This window comes from Bdellovibrionota bacterium (assembly GCA_035292885.1).
Lineage (GTDB): Bacteria > Bdellovibrionota_G > JALEGL01 > JALEGL01 > DATDPG01 > DATDPG01.
Window position 1 is genome coordinate 17,351 of sequence record DATDPG010000110.1, and the last position, 13,226, is coordinate 30,576.

Consider the following 13,226-nt stretch of genomic DNA (forward strand, 5'->3'; position numbering starts at 1 on the left):
CGTCACGGAACTTCCGTAGCAATTTTTAGGCACCATCGGCTATACTTGTGCTCTAAGGCTGCCCAGGCATGGAACAAGAAAAAACTCTCCCCAAGTATCGAACCGGCAGGGGTCCGGAAGATGCTGTCCCCCCCCAGCGTGCCTATCTTCTCGCTGTATCCGGGCCGCACGCGGGTACGGTCTTTACATTAGCCGATGGAAAGATGTTCGCCGGGCGGCACCCCAATGCCGAGATTTGTCTCAATGATAGTCAGGTCTCTCGGAGGCATGCGCAATTTATAACCGCCGACGGAGAGACAAAGGTCGTCGACCTCGGGAGTACGAACGGCACATTTGTGAACGGGGACCGTCTTTCCGGTGAGCATACTTTGGTCGACGACGACGAGATTCAGATCGGCGCCACCGGATTTAAATTCTCGATTCAAAACCCGATCGATGGTCAAAGACTAGGGCTTCGAAGCCACGGTTATTTTGAAAGTCGCGTGTCCGAAGAACTCGATCGAGCTTCCCGTTACAAACGGCCGCTCTCCGTTCTCATGGTTGCACTCGATACGAACGCCGAAAACCCCGAGGAACGTGAACAGATTCTCCGGGGACGCTACCCGAAGGTGGTCGAATATCTTCGCACGATGATTCGCACGATGGACCTTCTGGCCCACTACGGAAAATTCGAGCTCGAACTTCTTCTTCCGGAAACCGACAAAAAAGAAGCGCTTCGTCTGGGTCAGCGGATGACCACCGACCGAACCGCCGATCGTCAACTCATTCTTAACGTGGGAATGGCCACGTTCCCCGAGGACGGCCGGAGCGCCGACGTGTTGATCGAGAAATCGCGGAGCGCGTTGAAACAAGCCCGCCAGCAAAAGAACGAACACATCGCCCAGGTGAAAGACGATGTTCGCCGCGTGATGGTGTCGAACAAAGAGGTGATCATCAAGAGCGAAAAGATGGGGCAGTTGTTCGAGTTGGCCGAACGGATCGCCAAATCCACGATTACAGTTCTTATTCAAGGCGAAACGGGCGTCGGAAAAGAAGTCGTGGCGGAGGCCATTCATGCCAACAGTGAGCGCAAGGACAAACCCCTGGTCTGCGTGAACTGCGCGGCTTTGACCGAGACCCTTTTGGAAAGCGAACTCTTCGGCCATGAGAAGGGATCCTTCACCGGAGCGGACCAGCTCAAAATCGGTCTCTTTGAATCGGCCAAGGGAGGGTCGATCTTCCTGGATGAAATCGGAGAGATGCCTCAAAAAACGCAGGCGAAACTCCTTCGTGTGCTGCAGTCGAAGAAGATCATGCGCGTCGGTTCCAATCGGGAAATCGATACGGACGTTCGCATCATCGCCGCCACGAACCGAAAGCTGGAGGAACTGGTCGCCAAGGGACAATTTCGAGAGGATCTTTTTTATCGCCTCAATGCCGCGACGATCGTCGTTCCGCCTCTGCGCGAGCGGCGGGATGAAATTCCCTATCTCGTTCAGGCCTTCATCGAAGAGTGCTGCGAGGAAAACCGGTTTCCGGTTCGGCAGATCGCGCCCGACGCGATGGACCTCTTGGTTCGGTATCACTGGCCGGGGAACATCCGCGAGCTCAAGAATGCCATCGAACGCGCGGTCGTAATCTCCGAGGGCGACACGATCTACAAAGACGCCCTTACGAGCAAGCTGACGACCGACTCGTTTGAGTACGTGGAGCCCCCCCGGTCGTTCAGCGGAAGCACCGTCACGGTCGGCCCCACCGCCGTCGGCGATCTGAAGGATGTCGTCGAGGCCTACGAACGGGACATCATCATCAACGCCCTCAAACGGGTGAATTGGAACCAGACCAAGGCGGCGGATCTTCTCAATCTTCCGCGGCGGACGCTGGTTTCCAAGATCAAAAAATACGACATTAAACGGAGCTAAAAACCCTGTCTTTTCAGGGGGATCTTGACCCCGGGACCCCCGATTTTTTATACTTTAACTATAAGCTCTTCAAATTGATGAAGAATCTTCCATTTCACCGGATGGGCGTTTGGGTCGTCCGACCGGTTCTTGTAAGCGGCAGTGAGGGCGCATTGGACGCGTCTTTCCCGTACCTAGGAGAGGAGGGTTGCGATGGGGATTGAACATCAAGCTCTGCCGGAATTTTTCCGAGAACGGGTGGAAGAGGCGCAAAAGAATCAAGGCGTCGCTCTCCGAGACGAAACCCAATTTTACGTCGTCAACCTTCTTTCAGAATTCTTGGAGGCGAAAAAACTCCATGTTTCGGAAGATGGAGTCACGGTGGATGAACCTTTGGCGCTCATGTACGGGCGCGGAATTCAGACCCCAAGCCAAAGCGAAAAACTTCACCTTCTTAAAACCGTGGGGGATCGATCCCTCTATCTGTCCGGGTTTTTCTCCGACAGCTTGAAACGAAGGATCGTGGACATCGATTACTACATTTCGATGGGAGAACAAGCCTACAGTTACATCTCCGGCCTGGTGCGCGAACGCCGGCAGGGGGAACTGTTCTCTGAGATGTTCGGGGAACTGGCGACGAAATTCACTCCGGTCGTTAACTTGCTCGCGGAAGTCAGTGAATCCACCGAACTGACCTCCGATCAGGACCTTTTGCGTCTCTACGAACGTTGGTTGGTGACGAAGAGCGCGCGCCTCTCCGACCGGCTTCGTGATTTGGGAGTGCTCCCCGTCGACCAATCCCGGGAGCCGATTCATTGAGGATAGAAGCTCTCCAACGGGACATCGAAGCGATCTACAGCCTGAACGCCGCTCCTTCGGTTCAGGAGTTTTTTCTTTCTCGAAAAGAGGTCAGGTCCTTTTTGGGAACGGAACAAAACCCTTCCCCTCAAGTCCTCTTGTTTGAAGAAAAGGATCAAGTTTCTCTCGGCGTATATCTGGGAGAGCTCAGGCTTCGTCGAATCGAACGCCAAGGGTTGGAACGCACCAATCTCGCCGATTTTTGCACGGCGGCCGAGGAGGTGAGTCACTTTTCCTATCTCCTCTGGAGCGCTCGAAATCGAAGGCCGGTGAGTCTCCTGGATGTGGAACTCCAGGGGGAGATCGATAAGTTTCTTCTGGCTTCCCTTTATTTTTCAAGGAAGGAAGACCTCTTCCAGAGGATTTTCGAGCGCGTCTCGTTCGATCGCCGCATCCAGCGGTTGGGCAGGCTTCGATATCGAGAGGCCAATCGATTAGGGGGCAAGTTTTGCCGTACCCTCGGGGAGCTGTTTGACAGGGGCGGCACCCGAAGGGCTGCCCTGGCCCATCTGCGTGCCTTCTACCGGATGAACACGCAAAGCCGGCTCGCCCGGATCGACGCACTCTAGCCCGGATAAACAAATTACTTGTCGCGTAAGCAAGGCGTGTGATAGCGAAACTTAATATATGAGTGGTTCCGAGTCCGAACAACGGGGTTCCAAGCGAATCCCCGTAAAACTAAAGGTGGATTGTCAGTGCGAGGGGAATTTCCTCTTCGAGAACGCCACCAACATCAGCGAACATGGGATCTTTATTGAAACCACGGAACCGATGTCGGCCGGCACGATGGTCGATCTTCAGTTCACGTTACCCGAAGAGCGAAAGGCGGTCGAAGTGCTCGGCGAGGTGATTTGGACGAACCCCGTTCGCCCGAACCGGCAACAGAATCACAACCCGGGAATGGGAATCCGCTTCGTCAACATGAAAGAAGTGGATAAAGAGAAGATTCTCACGCTGATCAAGCGAATCGCTGTCTTATAATTATTTTCCACCCCCGATACGTAGTAAGCCAAGAGAGTTCCTTCTCCGGGACGCGGTCGCTTCGCGTTACGCCGCTCAGCGCCGCTCGGCACTCGGCAGCGGTGACATTCGACGCATCGAGACCGCTGCCTCCGTGACGCCCGGCGAAGAAACTCTCTTGGCTTACCGACCGACCGAATTGATTCCACGCCGATTCATGATCCGCGACCGAATTTGGCATGGGGACGAGGAAAGTTAGAACTCGCGGACGTCGGCTTTGACGATGTGACCGGTCGGTTCGACGATCAAGTCCCATAATTGCACGGCACCGGTGACGTCTTTTCCAAAGAACTGAAGCCGAAACCGGGTCTTGTCTCGAACGATTCGAAGCTGCGAGAAGGGCATTTTTCCCATTTTCTTTTCGATGCGGTTTTTTTCTCCCGGAAGGATGTCGTCCAAGTAAATGGCTCGGCCGACGGCCAAATCCAGGAACGCTTTGGCGAAATCCTTGAGCTGAGCGTCGGTTGTGAGCTTCAGGGGGGCCTCCTTAAGGGCGCCGTTCCATCCACCGAGTTCCCGCGCTTGCAGGAGGTACGCTTTTTTCTTTCGATTCATCGCGACCGTCCAAAACGGGGGCGGGAGCCGGTCGAGCGTCGAAACAAAGTAAAGCTTGTGTTGGCTGAACATCGAGTTCTTGGTCGGCAGGGCAAAAAACAGACAGTTGTCGCACCCTTCGGCCGACTTTTTAGCGGCGTCGATGGCGACGGCCATTTCGTCCGCGTGCGTAGTACCGGCGATCAGCAGCGCAGGAATGGAAAAAAGAGCGAGGGCAATGGCGGCCCGAACACTCGTTTTTCGGAGTGGGTTAGGTCGTCGGGCGGGTGCCGGTCTTGCGGAGCTCATCACTGATCTGGAAGAGTCGCTCGGCAAGCTTCCGCGCTTCCGAACGGTATTGAGCCAGCTCCTTTTCATCCTGATCGTCCAAGACGGCATGTTCCAGTCGGGCGATTTTTCTCTGAATTTCTTCATAACCGGTGACGGCCGCCAGGGTTTCCGGCTCCTGGATCCTCCAAGCATAGAGGACGGCCAGGGAGAGTAAATACTGAGCTTGCGTAGGGGAAGTCAGCGTCGGGTCGACGAAAAACTCCCCTGATTTCCGGTCATGGACCACCGCCGCTTTCGGTGTGAGTCGCCGCGCCGAGGTGAACGAGTCGACATCCACGATCGTTTTGTTCAAGACTTGATCCACGATCCGTTTCCCCTTTTCTTCTCCTGCGCCCCGAGCCACTGTCCGGAAATTGCGATGCGCCGCGAGGGCGTACGCATCTTTCGTGGTCTTATCCGAATCCTTTAGCGCCGCTCGAAACAGTTCGTACGCGTCGCTTCCGCTCTGTTTGATCAACCGAAAAACCTCGTTGGGGTTCGGCTGCGCCTGATGCTCGCCCAGCTCGTTCATGAAGGAGTAGCCCTTCTTCTTCGAGTAGTTTCGGCTCCGATCCATGGTCAGTTCCGCAGCGTGAGCGGGTATGCGAGCGGCGGCCATCGCCAGGGCGATATCCGACACCGTCTGGCGCTGGGGTTGAGCTCCGCCGCGGTTTTGATCACACGGGTTCAAGAGCTTCGATAGGCCTGTGGCTTTGGCGGCGGCCGATTCCGACATCGCGTGGTTCGAACTGCGGGAGTCCAAGCCAGCGGTCAAGTCGCCGCTAAAAATACGGCTCATCAAACGATCCATTCGCAGTTCATCTCCCGACCGACCGGTGGATTGCTCCGCGGCTTGGTCGGCCAGGTTACCCGGCGGCGTAACGCCCAGAAGAGTCGGGTCGTATTTCCGGCCGAATTCCCTTGAATAGACGATGTTGACGATTTCTTCGATCGTGGTGTTCTTGAGATTCGCGGTCCAAAGGGGCTGAGCGCCGATTTCGCCTTCCGCGGTAACCGCTACGGTCAAGGTGCCGTCACTTGAAAAAACGATACGGTAGACCCGATTTCCGATTCCAAACGTCAAGGTGCGTGTTTTAAATCCGACGTAGTCCTTGTTCACAATTGTCGGTTTTTTTGGGGTTTTTCCCGTTTCTACGGCGAAAGCGGCCACAAGATTCTTGGAAACTTCCTCCGGTGTGGGGGTGGCGAACGCTGAAGGACCGAACACCATCCAAAACCCCACCGCCCAAAAGAGAGGATAGCGAATCGCTATAACACCTCGCATCATTTTGTCTCGAACTTTTATTTTAACATGTTAAAATAACTAAAAAAAGTGGTGCAATCCCGCGGAGGATTCGATAGAGAAGGGGGTGCGTCGTGAGAGGCCGGGAAAAACGGAAGTACCCACGAATTGAAGCCAAAATAAAGGTGGGGTTTCGAACGGTTGAGGACCTTGTTTCCGAATACGCCAAGAACATCAGCAAGGGCGGTATTTTTCTTAAGACCGATCGCCTGGTGGATCCGAACGCTGAAATCGATCTCACACTCCAATTTCCCAACGGTCTCGGCGAGTATCAGATCCGCGGGCGCGTTACACGTCTGATGAGCATGAGCCATCCGGCCGATCCTGAAATTCAGCTCTATGGAATCGGCGTACAGTTCTTGAGTCCGGATCCGGAATTCATCCGCGCCATCGAAAAAGTGGTTCAAAAACGGAAGCCTTCTTCGGAGTAGCGGTGGAATCCGGCGAACAACAAAGCCGGGGTTTGCGTTGGTTGCCCATGGGCATTCTGGTGCTTATCGCAGTGACGGGAGCGGCCCGCCTCCTCTTGGTGCGGCAGTTTCTTTCGATGGCGGAAGAGTCCACGCAACGACTGGCGGAACAAATCGGGGCGGAAATCGTGGACGGAAAGCCTCTTCGGGAAACGGTCTATCGGGAATTCATCGCTCGAGAACCGCGCGTCGGCTATCTCCTCGTGGCGCATTTCTCATCGGGTTATCGTTCGGGGGTGATTAACTCGTCGAGTCTTTCTCGCGGCGCGAAGGAGGTCGACGAATATCTTCGCCAACATGGCGACACGGAAACTCTGGCTCATTTGATTCAGCCGGGGGCCGGCTTCCCGAGCGAATATCTCAATGTCGTATCCGTGGCCCTCACGCCGCCCGAGAGAGCTAGCGATCGGACGCCGCTTGGAATGGTGAAAGTCGGATTCGTCATTCCGGGATTTCCGCTCGGCCGCGGATATCAATGGGTGTGGGGATCGTTCACATGTTTCGGAATCGCCCTGGCGGTGGTGCTTTGGGTGCGTCAGAAACGGAGCGAGTCCCCCGTTCGTCCGGAGGCGATAAAACCTCGCAAAGAAATCCCACCGGTCCCGACCCCTCTCCCCAAGGAAGCGGAGAAAAAAGATTTGCATTGGCTGGAAGAAACCTCGGCTCAGACGGTTGAAATTCAGGAGAAGGCCGACGAGGAAGGATGGCATCTGCTGTTTGACGGCGAAAGCTTGGAGGGATGGGTGTGCAAGGGGAACTGTTACGTCTCGGAGGGCTCTCTGGCCCTGCAGCCCTGGGGAACCTCCGCGGTCACGGCGGAGGTCGCTCCTTCCGATCGATTTTGTTTTCAGGTGGAAGCCAAGAAAATTGCCGGAGAGGACGGATTCGTGATTTTGTTTCCGTGTGACGGTAAATCACTGGCTTGGGTCGTGGGGGGTTGGGGCAACAAGCACTCGGAGCTGGCGGGTTATTCCGCCACGCGAACGGACCATGCGCTGGAGAGAAACCAATGGGCCCATGTCGAGATTCGAGTGGAAGGCGATGGAGTCGAGGGATTCTTGGATGCAAAAAAAATGTGGGCGGTTTCCCGCGCGGACATCCGATCCCCGTCGCCCGACGCCGGATTCCAAGATGGGCTGGGCGTGGCGGTCTGGAATACGCTCGCGAAATTCCGAAATGCCCGCTATCGCGCGCTTTCGTAAGCTCGGAATTCTTGCCCTTCTTCCGTTGCTCGTGATCCTACACGGCTGCGAAACGGGGCCCTATAAAGAGAAAGAGCTGACGGTGGTGGTGCCGATAGCCGCCGCTCCCACCGCGACTCCAGCGCGGGCTCAAGAGGTGAAAGAAGAGCCGGTCACGCGTGAGCGGGTTCGAACGATGTGGGAACAGGTCGGCAGATCGATGAAACGGCGGAACCTCAATTGGAGCGACATCTATGCGCTGCATCCCCAAGCCAAGCACATCGCCGATAATTTGGAGAAAGAGACTCCGCAACGCCTAAGCGACGAGATTCTTTCGCTTCAAACGACCGTTCAGAAATTCAAATTCGATCGAACTTTTATTATGGACAAGCTGGAGCGAACGCGGGCCGTCTTGTTGAAGAAACAGCCGGCCGCGCCGGAGATCGCGGATATCACGGAGCGGCTGAGTGTGATCTCCCGCTTGGTCGAAGAGGAAAAGTACGATGTAGCCAACGAAGTTCTCACGGAGATTCAGGAGGAACTCAACTTGGATTCGACCGCCCGAAACGAAGGACTTCGCTGAATGATAAAGACCCCCGCAAGGACCAGTAATCCGCCGGCAATCGTGATGAGTCGAATTTCTTCTTTCAGGAGAATGCGGGCGGCGATGACGGTAACCAGCGGTTCAATGTAAAGATACGAGGCGACCTTCGATGCTTCGACTTTCTCAAGCGCTCCGTACCAAAAGAAATAGCCGAGGCCGGAGCAAGCGATCCCAAGAAACAGAACCGCACACCATCCTCCGGCGCTGAGCGGGGGGATTTCCCTCCACCCGGAGGCATAAATAAAAAATGGCGCCAACATTCCCCATCCGAGAAACATCGCCAAGGTCGTGGCCTGAAGCGCTCCAAGGCGCCGAATGACGTTGTGGCCCAGGATCGTGTATGCGGTCCAGTTGATCGTACTCACCATGATTAAGAAGTCGCCGCGCGAACTGGGCAGAGCCAGAAGAGAGAAGTTCCACTGTCCTCGCGTCACGACGACGGCTGCGCCGAAGAACCCGATGATCAAGCCGGCGATTTTCAAAAACCCAAAACGTTCTCGGAGAAACAGGCCGGAAAAAAGCGCGGACCAGATCGGGATCAGGCCGATCAACCAACCGGTGTTCACGGCGGACGTGTACGTCAATCCGTAGGCTTGCAGGAGTTGGTGAACGAAGATTCCGACAAAACCCATCCAGGCCAGCATCGGCCAGACTTCTCTCGGTGGAGCGATCACCTTGCGCCGGGCCAAGAGAAACCCGAACAGAAGAAACGTTCCAATCGCGAAACGCGAAAAAATCAGCGTGATGGGAGAGATCTCCGCGAGGGCGCGCTTTGTGGCGACAAACGAAATTCCCCAAAAAACCACGGCGAGCAACCCGCAAACGTGCGGAAGCATTCAGGCGAGGATAGGGAGGGAGGCTGGAAGCGTCAAAAAAAACGTAATTTCCACGGGTTAACAGATGTTAACAATTTCTTATTTAGTGTTAACGAAGTCCTGGCCTTGGTTTGTGCGGTTGTCCTAAACTAAAGATTCGAAGGAGGATGCCACAATGCCGACCGCCTCAGCCCGAGCTTTTTTGTTTCGCCTGGGATTCCTTTCGTTCGTCTTGTTTCCAAATTCGAATGTGTCGGCAGAGCCTTCTGTTCAGTGCAATTTCAATGGAGACCCGTCGTGCGGTACCGTACGACCGAATTACCAAATCACCGTTTTCAATCAGATCGACGGCGGCCAGCTGGTCGGGCTTACGGCGCTGAGCGATGACACGCTTTTGACCACGGGAATCGCAGTGGGGGATCTCAACGGAGACGGAAAAGCGGACATCGCCGTCGAGGGATCCAGTGGAGGCGTTCGGACGTTCTTAGGAGACGGCCAGACCGGCTTTAAAGACGAGGGCGCGTCGATCACGGAATCGGGATCTTTGGCGCCCATAGCCATCACGGATTTAGACGGGGACGGAAACCAAGACCTATTGATTGCGAATCGATCCGAAAATACGTTGTTTTTCTACCGAGGTGACGGACAGGGGAGTTTCAGCTCAAAGGTGGATGTCGATACGATCGCAGGGCTTGCAGAAGTGGTAGCTGCGGATCTGAACCAGGATCAGAAAAGCGAGATTATTGTTGTTTCACGGATCGGTAGTACCGATGCCAGCAATATTACGGTCTGCGTAAACGACGGAAGCGGTGCGTTCGGGACCAAAATCAATCTTTCGGCGATTGAAACCCCGACTGCGGTTGCCGTCGGGGACGTCGACGGGGACGGGAAAGCGGATCTCCTGACCGCCCGAGATGTACAGCTGTCGCTCCGGATCGGGGATGGAACGGGAAACTTTGGCGCTGAAAACACGTACGTAATTCAAGAGCGTGCCGGCAGTTTGGCGATCGGGGACTTTGATTCCGATGGCGCCGCCGACGTGGCGGTCCTTACGTCCGGCACATCTCAAATCGCCATTTACGGATGGGCCGGTCAATTCGGACCGAATTCCTCACATGTTGTAACCACGACGGGAGCGACAATCGTCATGGCCCCCGGAGACTTCGCAGGCGACGGAAAATTGGATCTGATCACGTTCGAACAGACAACCACCGATTCGGATAACTCAGACTGTACCTGCGAAGACGTGAACTTGGGTGTCGATCCGGCTTCGTACGACATGGACCAGGGATGCCGCGCGGGAACCTTCAATGGATGGTTTGTTTCCGGCCTCGTCTTCGCGCTCGCGTTGCGGACTCGGCGAAGTCTGCCTGTCCGTTAGAATCGAAAGAGGCGTTTCGTATTTTCGGTTGTGGCTCGGGCCACCTCATCGACGGAAATGTTCTTCAGACTGGCGATCGTTTCGGCCACGCGGACGACGTACGCCGGCTCGTTTCGCTTCCCGCGGTACGGCTCGGGCGCCAAAAAGGGGGCGTCGGTTTCGACCAACAAGCGGTCCATCGGAATGGATCGAACGACATCGCGCAATGCTTCCGATTTCTTAAACGTCACGATTCCGGAAAACGAGATGTAGGCGCCGAGATCCAGAAACCGCCGGGCGTCTTCGGAGCTTCCTGTGTAGCAGTGGAGAACGCCTCCCACTCGTTCAAAAATACTTCGCTCCCGAACGAAACGGTACGTGTCGTCGAAAGCACTGCGCGTATGGATCGACACCGGAAGCTGAAGCTCCAAAGCCAAATCGAGAAGTTGGGTGAATCTTTTTTGCTGAACGTCCTGAGGCGAATGATTGTAGTGGTAGTCGAGGCCGATTTCGCCGATCGCAACGACTTTGGGTCGACCGGCAAATTCTCGGAGGACGGGAACCGTATCCTCGGTCATCTGCGAGGCCTGGTGCGGGTGAACGCCGACGGCAAGCCACATTCCATCGTGGCCGGAGACCAGGCGATGGGCTCGCTCAAATACGGCGGACTCCGGACCGAGGGCGATGTTCAGAATATTTCGCACGTTGGCCTCGCGGGCTCGTTGAAGAACGAGTTCCCGGTCCTCGTCGAATAGATCGTAGTCGACGTGGGCGTGAGAATCGGTGAACGGTTCGGAAGTCATTTACGATCCGGAAATATCGGCCCATTCCAGGAGCAGACGGTCCAGCGCAAGTGGAGCGTTTCCGTATCGCCGCAAGATGTCCTTCTCGGCTGTCAGGACGCGGTCAAATAAACGCTCCAGTCTCCGGCTGCGGCTCGACGAATCGGATCGAGAAGCCTCATGCGCAAGGTGAAGCCGGATCGTGTTTTCGAGGCCGTCGAAAAACCAGCGCAAGGACTCACGGTCCTTGGAAGCCAGCTCAGTGAACTCAAAGATCCGTTCCGGTGTCGCGGCGGCCGGATCGGCCAGAAGGGCTTGCAGGTCCGTCGACCATTCGGGAGCTTCGCCCGCCGGACCGGCGGTAGGACCCCCGGAGGGCTGGAACCGATACATCTGAAGACGAGATCGAATCGTCGGGAGAAGCTCATCCGGATTCCTGGCCGAGAGGATGAGGAGCGCGTGAGGGGGCGGCTCCTCCAGCGTTTTCAGGAGTGCATTGGAAGCGGCTGCGTTCAACAGATGGGCGCGATCGATCCAGCCGATTTTCCGGCCGGCTTCGTTGGGCGCGACGGCCAACCATCGTTGGAGGTCGCGCACCTGTTCGATCTTGATCTCCTGTTTTTCGGTTTGAACGGCGAGAAAATCGGGGTGTGAACCGCCGTTCACCTTTCTGCAGGAGAGGCATTGTCCGCAAGGAGAGCGGGCTGGATCCGAACAGAATAAATATTGGGCGAGGGTCGTCGCCGCTGAGCGCGCCTCCGAATTCTCCGAGCCGGTAAAGAGAAGACCATGCGGAAGCCGGTGGCGCTGGGCGATGTCGATCAGCCGTTGGATCACCGGGTTCATGGCGGGAGGGAAAGGCGCTCGCAGATCCGCGAGATCAATGTGGACGTGATCGTTTCGGGGGAGCCCACGGCGTCTACCACGCAAAGTCGTTTCGGCTCTCTCCGTGCAATGTCGAGGTACGTCTCTCGTACACGGGTGTGAAAGGCCAGTTCCTCGTTTTCAAAACGGTCCTCTCGTACGCCACCCGACGCCGACATCCGGGTGAGGGCACGCTTAAGAGCCTGCCGAGGCTCCAGGTCGAGAAAAAGGGTCAAATCGGGGCGGCACCCGGGCGCCGCCTTTTCATTGAGCAATTCGATCGTCTTTGGGTCCAAGCCTCGGCCGCCGCCCTGATAGGCGAGAGTGGCGTCGGTAAACCGGTCGCAAAGGACGAGGTCGTACGTGTCCAACGCCTGGCGCAAAACATGCGTGTAATGTTGCGCGCGGGCAGCCTCCATCAAAAACAGTTCCGCCCACGACGAGAGAGGCTCCTTCCGTTGCATCAGGAGGAGGGAGCGCAACTCGTTTCCGAGGTCGGTTCCGCCCGGTTCGCGTGTGGCCAGAACCTTCTTTCCGATTTTTCGAAAATGCTTCTCGACGGCCCGGATCTGCGTCGTTTTTCCGCAACCCTCCAGTCCTTCGAACGTAATAAATTTTGCGCGCCTAGCCATCCGTGCCGGCATGATGGCCGTCGCCGATTTTGAAGTCAAACGCCGCCTTGACGGGCGGCGAAGGGGGCGCTACGAACTTCCGTGTGAAAAAGGTTCATCTTCTCTTCTTGTGCACGGGGAACAGCATTCGAAGTCAGATCGCGGAAGGATATGCGAGATATTTCGGACAGGATCGCTTCGAGGTGATGAGCGCCGGGGTTTCGCCGAGCGGGATTCACCCGTTGACGATGCAAGTTATGCGCGAGGACGCTGTGGATATCGCAGGCCAGTGGTCGAAATCGGTGTACGACCTCGATTTAAGCCATCTCGAATATTTGGTCACGGTTTGCGGAAGCGCGAAAGAAAAATGCCCGGCGCTTCCCTCGCGGGTCCGCCAGGAACATTGGCCGATCGAGGATCCCATCGGCGTGACCGGAACGGATCGAGAAAGAATGGAAAAATTCCGAGCGGTGCGCGACGAAATCCGAGCACGGGTGAAAGACCTCCTCGCTCGGTTGACTCCGGCGACGGTTAGTGTCCCGATTCCGAGATAGCTTGATAATAAAGGTCGCCGGTGCGCCCGGATGGCAAGACGCGACGACGATGGCGTACTT

General features: G+C 56.1%; 16 protein-coding genes. 9 read left to right on the top strand and 7 right to left on the bottom strand.

Annotated features, from left to right (window positions below):
- Window positions 1-68: 68 nt before the first annotated feature.
- From VI895_08830 to VI895_08845, 4 genes are all read left to right on the top strand, one after another.
- On the top strand, window positions 69-1,901 hold the full coding sequence (locus VI895_08830) for a sigma 54-interacting transcriptional regulator (GenBank protein ID HLG19901.1): 1,833 nt from the start codon (window positions 69-71) through the stop codon (window positions 1,899-1,901).
- Window positions 1,902-2,093: 192 nt separating this feature from the next.
- Window positions 2,094-2,699, top strand: coding sequence for a hypothetical protein (locus tag VI895_08835; protein HLG19902.1), 606 nt, complete (start codon window positions 2,094-2,096; stop codon window positions 2,697-2,699).
- Complete coding sequence (locus VI895_08840) at window positions 2,696-3,307, top strand: hypothetical protein (protein ID HLG19903.1); 612 nt, start codon at window positions 2,696-2,698, stop codon at window positions 3,305-3,307. Before VI895_08835 ends, VI895_08840 begins: the two co-directional genes overlap by 4 nt.
- A 58-nt stretch (window positions 3,308-3,365) precedes the next feature.
- Window positions 3,366-3,719: a TIGR02266 family protein gene (locus tag VI895_08845; protein ID HLG19904.1), complete on the top strand. Its 354-nt coding sequence runs from the start codon at window positions 3,366-3,368 to the stop codon at window positions 3,717-3,719.
- Here the strand turns inward: VI895_08845 and VI895_08850 are convergent.
- From VI895_08850 to VI895_08860, 3 genes are read right to left on the bottom strand one after another with little or no spacing between them, the layout of a single operon-like run.
- Entirely contained in the window at window positions 3,697-3,939 is a 243-nt protein-coding gene (locus tag VI895_08850) for a hypothetical protein (protein ID HLG19905.1), read from the bottom strand. The genes VI895_08845 and VI895_08850 overlap by 23 nt on opposite strands.
- Window positions 3,940-3,953: 14 nt before the next feature.
- The gene (locus tag VI895_08855; GenBank protein ID HLG19906.1) at window positions 3,954-4,601 is read right to left on the bottom strand and encodes a hypothetical protein; all 648 of its coding nucleotides are present in this window, start codon (window positions 4,599-4,601) and stop codon (window positions 3,954-3,956) included.
- Complete coding sequence (locus VI895_08860) at window positions 4,564-5,910, bottom strand: hypothetical protein (protein HLG19907.1); 1,347 nt, start codon at window positions 5,908-5,910, stop codon at window positions 4,564-4,566. Before VI895_08860 ends, VI895_08855 begins: the two co-directional genes overlap by 38 nt.
- Before the next feature lie 89 nt (window positions 5,911-5,999).
- On the opposite strand from VI895_08860, the gene VI895_08865 reads away from it, so the two are divergent.
- The 3 genes from VI895_08865 to VI895_08875 are packed head-to-tail and all read left to right on the top strand — an operon-like array spanning window position 6,000 to window position 8,159.
- The gene (locus VI895_08865; protein HLG19908.1) at window positions 6,000-6,356 is read left to right on the top strand and encodes a PilZ domain-containing protein; all 357 of its coding nucleotides are present in this window, start codon (window positions 6,000-6,002) and stop codon (window positions 6,354-6,356) included.
- Window positions 6,357-6,358: 2 nt separating this feature from the next.
- Window positions 6,359-7,597, top strand: coding sequence for a hypothetical protein (locus VI895_08870; protein ID HLG19909.1), 1,239 nt, complete (start codon window positions 6,359-6,361; stop codon window positions 7,595-7,597).
- Window positions 7,572-8,159 carry a hypothetical protein gene (locus tag VI895_08875; GenBank protein HLG19910.1) on the top strand — a complete coding sequence of 196 codons (588 nt, stop codon included), beginning with the start codon at window positions 7,572-7,574 and terminating at the stop codon, window positions 8,157-8,159. Before VI895_08870 ends, VI895_08875 begins: the two co-directional genes overlap by 26 nt.
- Here the strand turns inward: VI895_08875 and VI895_08880 are convergent.
- Entirely contained in the window at window positions 8,108-9,016 is a 909-nt protein-coding gene (locus VI895_08880; protein HLG19911.1) for a DMT family transporter, read from the bottom strand. The two genes, VI895_08875 and VI895_08880, sit on opposite strands and share 52 nt — an antisense overlap.
- A gap of 154 nt (window positions 9,017-9,170) precedes the next feature.
- Here VI895_08880 and VI895_08885 point away from each other — a divergent pair, with 154 nt between their 5' ends.
- Window positions 9,171-10,376, top strand: a complete 1,206-nt coding sequence (locus VI895_08885; protein ID HLG19912.1) for a VCBS repeat-containing protein — start codon at window positions 9,171-9,173, stop codon at window positions 10,374-10,376.
- Here the strand turns inward: VI895_08885 and VI895_08890 are convergent.
- From VI895_08890 to tmk, 3 genes are read right to left on the bottom strand one after another with little or no spacing between them, the layout of a single operon-like run.
- The gene (locus tag VI895_08890; GenBank protein ID HLG19913.1) at window positions 10,373-11,158 is read right to left on the bottom strand and encodes a TatD family hydrolase; all 786 of its coding nucleotides are present in this window, start codon (window positions 11,156-11,158) and stop codon (window positions 10,373-10,375) included. The two genes, VI895_08885 and VI895_08890, sit on opposite strands and share 4 nt — an antisense overlap.
- Window positions 11,159-11,983, bottom strand: a complete 825-nt coding sequence (locus tag VI895_08895) for a hypothetical protein (protein ID HLG19914.1) — start codon at window positions 11,981-11,983, stop codon at window positions 11,159-11,161.
- Window positions 11,980-12,645, bottom strand: a complete 666-nt coding sequence (gene tmk / locus VI895_08900; GenBank protein ID HLG19915.1) for a dTMP kinase — start codon at window positions 12,643-12,645, stop codon at window positions 11,980-11,982. Before tmk ends, VI895_08895 begins: the two co-directional genes overlap by 4 nt.
- Before the next feature lie 71 nt (window positions 12,646-12,716).
- Here tmk and VI895_08905 point away from each other — a divergent pair, with 71 nt between their 5' ends.
- Window positions 12,717-13,166, top strand: coding sequence for an arsenate reductase ArsC (locus VI895_08905; protein ID HLG19916.1), 450 nt, complete (start codon window positions 12,717-12,719; stop codon window positions 13,164-13,166).
- The last annotated feature ends 60 nt before the right edge of the window (window positions 13,167-13,226 follow it).

Bases quoted from the DNA above. Each gene is read 5' to 3' on its own strand.
- VI895_08830 (HLG19901.1), top strand. From the start codon at position 69: ATGGAACAAGAAAAAACTCTCCCCAAGTATCGAACCGGCAGGGGTCCG.
- VI895_08835 (HLG19902.1), top strand. From the start codon at position 2,094: ATGGGGATTGAACATCAAGCTCTGCCGGAATTTTTCCGAGAACGGGTG.
- VI895_08845 (HLG19904.1), top strand. From the start codon at position 3,366: ATGAGTGGTTCCGAGTCCGAACAACGGGGTTCCAAGCGAATCCCCGTA.
- VI895_08850 (HLG19905.1), bottom strand. From the start codon at position 3,939: ATGCCAAATTCGGTCGCGGATCATGAATCGGCGTGGAATCAATTCGGT.
- VI895_08855 (HLG19906.1), bottom strand. From the start codon at position 4,601: ATGAGCTCCGCAAGACCGGCACCCGCCCGACGACCTAACCCACTCCGA.
- VI895_08860 (HLG19907.1), bottom strand. From the start codon at position 5,910: ATGATGCGAGGTGTTATAGCGATTCGCTATCCTCTCTTTTGGGCGGTG.
- VI895_08875 (HLG19910.1), top strand. From the start codon at position 7,572: ATGCCCGCTATCGCGCGCTTTCGTAAGCTCGGAATTCTTGCCCTTCTT.
- VI895_08880 (HLG19911.1), bottom strand. From the start codon at position 9,016: ATGCTTCCGCACGTTTGCGGGTTGCTCGCCGTGGTTTTTTGGGGAATT.
- VI895_08885 (HLG19912.1), top strand. From the start codon at position 9,171: ATGCCGACCGCCTCAGCCCGAGCTTTTTTGTTTCGCCTGGGATTCCTT.
- VI895_08890 (HLG19913.1), bottom strand. From the start codon at position 11,158: ATGACTTCCGAACCGTTCACCGATTCTCACGCCCACGTCGACTACGAT.
- VI895_08895 (HLG19914.1), bottom strand. From the start codon at position 11,983: ATGAACCCGGTGATCCAACGGCTGATCGACATCGCCCAGCGCCACCGG.
- tmk (HLG19915.1), bottom strand. From the start codon at position 12,645: ATGCCGGCACGGATGGCTAGGCGCGCAAAATTTATTACGTTCGAAGGA.